Here is a 6,873-nt window from a genome sequence, read left to right on the forward strand (position 1 = left end):
CGCCGGCCCGCACCGCGGCCGCCCGCCCGCACCGCCCGCCCGGCGGGACCGCACACCCCTGTCACACCCCACCGGTACCGTGGGATCATGCCCAACCAGTCCGCAGCCGCAGCCGGATCCGGCGCCGCGGCCCCCGGTGAGCGACGGCTCGCCACGCTCGAAGGTGTGCTGGAGCGCGTCACGTACGCCAACGAGGAGAACGGGTACACGGTCGCCCGGGTCGACACCGGCAGAGGCGCCGGTGATCTGCTCACCGTCGTCGGCGCGCTGCTCGGCGCGCAGGTGGGGGAGTCCCTGCGGATGGAGGGGCGGTGGGGGTCGCATCCGCAGTACGGGAAGCAGTTCCACGTGGAGAACTACACGACCGTGCTGCCGGCCACCGTCCAGGGCATCCGGCGCTATCTCGGGTCCGGGCTCGTCAAGGGCATCGGGCCGGTCTTCGCCGACCGCATCACGCAGCACTTCGGCGCCGACACCCTCACCGTCATCGAGGAGGAGCCCAAGCGGCTCATCGAGGTGCCGGGGCTCGGGCCGAAGCGGACCAAGAAGATCGCCGACGCCTGGGAGGAGCAGAAGGCGATCAAGGAGGTCATGCTCTTCCTCCAGACCGTCGAGGTGTCCACCTCCATCGCCGTGCGCATCTACAAGAAGTACGGCGACGCCTCGATCTCCGTCGTGAGGAACCAGCCCTACCGCCTCGCCTCCGACGTCTGGGGCATCGGGTTCCTCACCGCCGACAGGATCGCCCAGTCCGTCGGCATCCCGCACGACAGTCCCGACCGGGTGAAGGCCGGCCTGCAGTACGCGCTGTCGCAGGCCACCGACCAGGGGCACTGCTATCTCCCCGAGGAGAAGCTGATCGCCGACGCGGTGAAGCTGCTCCAGGTGGACACCGGACTGGTCATCGAGTGCCTCGCCGAGCTGGCCGCCGAACCCGCGGAAGGGGAGGACCCCGGTGTCGTACGGGAGAAGGTCCCCGACCCCCGGGGCGGCGACCCCGTCACCGCCGTCTACCTGGTCCCCTTCCACCGGGCCGAACTGGCCCTCTCCGCCCAGCTGCTGCGCCTCCTGCGCGCGGGCGAGGACCGGATGCCGGGGTTCCGGGACGTGGCCTGGGAGAAGGCGCTCGGCTGGCTGAAGGCGCGTACCGGAACCGACCTCGCCCCCGAGCAGGAGGCCGCCGTCAGGCTGGCGCTGACGGAGAAGGTCGCCGTCCTGACCGGCGGACCCGGCTGCGGCAAGTCGTTCACGGTCCGCTCGATCGTGGAGCTGGCCCGCGCGAAGAAGGCCAAGGTGGTGCTGGCGGCCCCCACCGGCCGCGCCGCCAAGCGGCTCGCCGAGCTGACCGGCGCCGAGGCCTCGACCGTGCACCGTCTGCTGGAGCTCAAGCCCGGCGGTGACGCCGCCTACGACCGGGAACGGCCGCTGGACGCCGACCTGGTGGTGGTCGACGAGGCGTCCATGCTGGACCTGCTGCTCGCCAACAAGCTGGTCAAGGCCGTGCCGCCGGGCGCCCACCTGCTCTTCGTCGGGGACGTCGACCAGTTGCCCAGCGTCGGCGCCGGGGAGGTGCTGCGGGACCTGCTCGCCGACGGCGGCCCCGTCCCCGCCGTCCGGCTCACCCGGGTCTTCCGCCAGGCCCAGCAGTCCGGCGTGGTCACCAACGCGCACCGGATCAACGCCGGGCAGCACCCGGTCACCGACGGGATGAAGGACTTCTTCCTCTTCGTCGAGGACGACACCGAGGAGGTCGGCCGGCTCACCGTGGATGTCGCGGCGCGGCGCATCCCGGCGAAGTTCGGCCTCGATCCGCGCCGTGACGTGCAGGTCCTCGCCCCCATGCACCGGGGACCGGCCGGCGCGGGCACGCTCAACGGGCTGCTCCAGCAGGCCATCACGCCCGGCCGCCCCGACCTCGCCGAGAAGCGGTTCGGCGGCCGGGTCTTCCGGGTCGGCGACAAGGTGACCCAGATCCGCAACAACTACGAGAAGGGCGAGAACGGGGTCTTCAACGGCACCGTGGGCGTGGTCACCTCGCTCGATCAGGTCGACCAGCGCCTGACGGTACTGACGGACGAGGACGAGGAGGTGCCGTACGACTTCGACGAGCTGGACGAACTGGCGCACGCCTACGCCGTGACCATCCACCGTTCCCAGGGCAGCGAGTACCCGGCGGTCGTCATCCCGGTGACGACGAGTGCCTGGATGATGCTCCAGCGCAATCTGATCTACACGGCCGTCACCCGGGCCAGACAGCTGGTCGTCCTCGTCGGTTCCCGCAAGGCGATCGGACAGGCGGTGCGCACGGTGTCGGCGGGCCGCCGGTGCACGGCGCTGGACTTCCGGCTCGCCGGTTCCCGCCTCACGGACGGGTGAATCGCCGCCGTGAGTGGTCCGTCACCAAAAAATGATCGATCAAATGAGTCACGAAGGTCACAGAGGCCTTCCGGAAGTGGAACACAGGGGGCAGGATGGGCAAGTTGGCGGCACTCAGTGCCGTCAATAGGCCCGATGGTCGACCCCGAGTGCACTCTCCTGAGCCAAGTGGGGGATGGTAGAGACAGTCAGGGCACCTCGAAGATGAGGCACAACGTCGGTGAGGGAAGACGTGAGCGACGACAACTCTGTAGTACTGCGGTACGACGGCAGCGAGTACACCTACCCGGTGATCGACAGTACGGTCGGTGACAAGGGCTTCGACATCGGGAAGCTCCGCGCCCAGACCGGTCTGGTGACGCTGGACAGCGGCTACGGCAACACCGCCGCCTATAAATCCGGGGTCACCTATCTCGACGGCGAGTCCGGCATCCTCCGGTACCGCGGCTACCCGATCGAGCAGCTGGCGGAGCGCTCCACCTTCCTGGAGGTCGCCTACCTGCTGATCAACGGCGAACTGCCGACCGTCGACGAGCTGGCCACGTTCAAGGGCGACATCACGCAGCACACCCTGCTGCACGAGGACGTCAAGAACTTCTACAAGGGCTTCCCGCGCGACGCCCACCCGATGGCGATGCTGTCCTCGGTGGTCTCCGCGCTGTCGACGTTCTACCAGGACAGCCACAATCCCTTCGACGAGCAGCAGCGCAACCTCTCCACCATCCGCCTGCTCGCCAAGCTTCCGACGATCGCGGCGTACGCGTACAAGAAGTCCGTCGGCCACCCGTTCGTCTACCCGCGCAACGACCTCGGCTACGTCGAGAACTTCCTGCGCATGACGTTCTCGGTCCCGGCGCAGGACTACGACCTCGACCCGGTCGTCGTGGCGGCGCTGGACAAGCTGCTCATCCTGCACGCGGACCACGAGCAGAACTGCTCGACCTCCACCGTGCGTCTGGTCGGCTCCTCGCAGGCCAACATGTTCGCCTCGATCTCCGCCGGCATCTCCGCCCTGTGGGGCCCGCTGCACGGCGGCGCCAACCAGTCGGTGCTGGAGATGCTCGAGGGCATCAAGGCCGAGGGCGGTGACGTCGACTCCTTCATCCGCAAGGTGAAGAACAAGGAGGACGGCGTCCGGCTGATGGGCTTCGGCCACCGGGTCTACAAGAACTTCGACCCGCGCGCCCAGATCATCAAGGCCGCCGCGCACGACGTGCTGTCCGCTCTCGGCAAGTCCGACGAGCTGCTGGACATCGCGCTGAAGCTGGAGGAGCACGCGCTCTCCGACGACTACTTCGTCTCGCGCAGCCTCTACCCGAACGTCGACTTCTACACCGGCCTGATCTACCGGGCCATGGGCTTCCCGACCGAGATGTTCACGGTCCTGTTCGCCCTCGGCCGTCTCCCGGGCTGGATCGCCCAGTGGCACGAGATGATCAAGGAGCCGGGTTCCCGCATCGGCCGCCCGCGCCAGATCTACACGGGCGTCGTCGAGCGTGACTTCGTCCCGGTCGAGGAGCGCTGACACCGTACCGGTGAGGCGTGCGCCGTGCGCCTGACAGCTCGTCGCTGAAGGGGTGTGGGCGACTGCCGGCCGGTCTCTGGCCGGTCGCGCGGTTCCCCGCGCCCCTTCAGGCATGCTGCCGAGCCGCGGGCCGCACGCCGCACGGAAGACCGCGCCCCCATCGGTGAGATGTACGGCAGTAAAGAAAAGGCGCCCCGGCCGCCGGTCCCCCCACGGGCCGACGTACCGGGGCGCCTTCCCATGTCCCGGTGCGGATTCCCCCCACGGGATCCGGCCGGGCGCCTGTGAGAACAGCGCCTGAATCGCTGTGTGAGTACGGGCGGACCTGAACCCGCCCGTACTCGTCGGTGTGCGGTCTGCCGGGACAACGTCCGTTCGGGAGGGCCGCTCAAAGCTCCCCGGCTGGTACGTGCCCCGGCAACGCAATCTCTGGGAAAGTCCCCCAAGACATCCCCAGTGCCAGGAAACGCCCCCCAAGACGCTTGCCTGACATCGCCAACTTAGACCTTCGAACCCCTTCGATGGTTACGTTCAGATCACTGTGATCTGCGTCTCTTGCGTATCTTCCCAAGCTGCGCAAGAGCCCGCAAAGCTCTCACGGGACCCAAGCGTAAGGAAGATGCGCGAGCCGTGTGAAGAGCTTATGTGAGGGTCCTACCGGACTCCAGGGGTACAGCCCAACTTGAGACCTCAATGAAACGCCCGTAGACGCAGACTGTTCGTCACCACGAACACCGAGGAGAAGGCCATGGCGGCACCGGCGATCATCGGGTTCAGCAGTCCCGCCGCGGCCAGGGGCAGCGCGGCCACGTTGTAGCCGAAGGCCCAGACGAGATTGCCCTTGATGGTCGACAGGGTCCGGCGGGACAGCCGTATCGCGTCCGCCGCCACCCGCAGATCGCCGCGCACCAGGGTCAGGTCGCCCGCCTCGATCGCCGCGTCCGTGCCGGTGCCCATGGCCAGACCCAGATCAGCGACGGCCAGCGCGGCCGCGTCGTTGACGCCGTCACCGACCATGGCGACGCTGCGCCCCTCGGCCTGGAGCCGCCGTACGACCTCGGCCTTGTCCTCGGGCAGCACCTCGGCGATCACCCGGTCGATGCCCACGGTCTTCGCCACCGCCTCGGCCACGGCCCGGTTGTCGCCGGTGAGCAGGACCGGCGTGAGTCCGAGGGCGCGCAGTCCGCGCACGGCCTCGGCGCTGGTCTCCTTCACGGTGTCGGCGACCGCGAGGACACCGCGTGCCGCCCCGTCCCAGCCGGCCACCACGGCCGTACGCCCGGCACGCTCGGCCTCGTCCTTCGCGCGGGCCAGCTCGGGCGGCAGTTCCCCGAAGAGCTCGGAGAGCCGGCCCACGGCCACCTCATGGCCCTCCACACGCCCCCGTACGCCCCGCCCGGGGACGTTCTCGAAGTGCTCGGTCTCCGGCAGCGCACCGGCCCTCTCCTCGGCGCCCGCGGCGACGGCCCGCGCGACGGGGTGTTCGGAGGCGTGCTCCAGGGCGCCCGCGAGCCGCAGCAGCAGTGTCTCGTCCGTGCCCTCGGCGGTGTGCACCTCCTGGAGGGACATCCGTCCGGTGGTGACGGTGCCGGTCTTGTCCAGTACGACGGTGTCGACCCGGCGCGTGGACTCCAGGACCTCGGGGCCCTTGATGAGGATGCCGAGCTGGGCGCCGCGCCCGGTGCCGACCATCAGCGCGGTCGGCGTGGCGAGCCCCAGGGCGCAGGGGCAGGCGATGATCAGGACGGCGACGGCCGCCGTGAAGGCGGCGACCGTGTCGCCGGTGGAGCCGAGCCACAGTCCGAAGGTGCCGGCCGCGATCAGCAGCACCACGGGGACGAAGACCCCGGAGATCCGGTCGGCGAGGCGCTGCACCTCGGCCTTGCCGTTCTGCGCGTCCTCCACCAGCTTCGCCATCCGCGCGAGCCGGGTGTCGGCGCCGATCCGGGTCGCCTCGACGACGAGCCGGCCGCCCGCGTTGACCGTGGCACCGGTGACGGTGTCGCCGACGGTGACGTCCACCGGCACGGACTCGCCGGTCAGCATGGACGCGTCCACGGCGGAGAAGCCCTCCAGGACCGTGCCGTCGGTGGCGATCTTCTCCCCGGGCCGTACGACGAACCGGTCGCCCACGGCCAGCCGGTCCGCCGGAATCCGCACCTCACGCCCGTCACGCAGTACCGCCACGTCCTTGGCGCCCAGCTCCATCAGCGCCCGCAGGGCCGCTCCCGCGCGGCGCTTGGAGCGGGCCTCCAGGTAGCGGCCGAGCAGGATGAACGCGGTGACGCCCGCGGCCACCTCCAGGTAGATCGTGGAGGCGCCGTCGGCGCGGGAGACGGTGAACTCGAAGGGGTGCCGCATGCCGGGCATGCCCGCGTCGCCGAGGAACAGCGCCCACAGCGACCAGCCGAACGCCGCGAGCGTGCCGACGGAGACCAGCGTGTCCATGGTGGCCGCGCCGTGCCGGAGGTTGGTCCAGGCGGCCCGGTGGAAGGGGGCGGCGCCCCACACCACGACGGGCGCGGCGAGGGTCAGCGAGAGCCACTGCCAGTTGTCGAACTGCAGGGGCGGGATCATCGCCAGCAGGACGACGGGCAGGGCGAGGAGCGCGGAGACGGTCAGCCGCCCGCGCAGGGCGGCCGGTTCGGGGTCGGCCCCGGCCGCGGGTGCCCCGTCGTTCTCCTCCCGCGCGGGCGCCGGTTCCTCGGCGGTGTAGCCGGTCCGCACCACCGTGGTGATCAGGTCGGCGACCTCGACGCCCGGCGGGTAGCTGATCCGGGCCTTCTCCGTCGCGTAGTTCACCGTGGCGGTGACGCCGTCCATGCGGTTGAGCTTCTTCTCGACGCGGGCCGCGCAGGAGGCGCAGGTCATCCCGCCGATGAGCAGCTCGACCTCCGAGGCCGCCGGCTGCTCGGCGCCGGCCGGTGCCTCGGCGGCGGTGGTGCTGGTCATGTCCGTACTCCTGGGACGTC

3 protein-coding genes are annotated in these 6,873 nt (G+C 70.2%); 2 read left to right on the plus strand and 1 reads right to left on the minus strand.

The features are described 5' to 3' along the window. Nucleotides 1-87: 87 nt before the first annotated feature. Both B9S61_RS18065 and B9S61_RS18075 read left to right on the plus strand, forming a co-directional pair. On the plus strand, nucleotides 88-2,376 hold the full coding sequence (locus B9S61_RS18065) for an ATP-dependent RecD-like DNA helicase (protein ID WP_103543196.1): 2,289 nt from the start codon (nucleotides 88-90) through the stop codon (nucleotides 2,374-2,376). 232 nt (nucleotides 2,377-2,608) lie between these two features. Continuing rightward, nucleotides 2,609-3,901, plus strand: a complete 1,293-nt coding sequence (locus tag B9S61_RS18075) for a citrate synthase (RefSeq protein WP_103543198.1) — start codon at nucleotides 2,609-2,611, stop codon at nucleotides 3,899-3,901. Nucleotides 3,902-4,591: 690 nt separating this feature from the next. On the opposite strand, the gene B9S61_RS18080 is transcribed toward B9S61_RS18075, so the two are convergent. Beyond that, on the minus strand, nucleotides 4,592-6,853 hold the full coding sequence (locus B9S61_RS18080) for a cation-translocating P-type ATPase (RefSeq protein WP_103543199.1): 2,262 nt from the start codon (nucleotides 6,851-6,853) through the stop codon (nucleotides 4,592-4,594). Nucleotides 6,854-6,873 lie beyond the last annotated feature (20 nt).

This window comes from Streptomyces sp. SM1, assembly GCF_002910825.1.
In the GTDB taxonomy this organism is placed as follows: Bacteria; Actinomycetota; Actinomycetes; order Streptomycetales; family Streptomycetaceae; genus Streptomyces; species Streptomyces okerensis.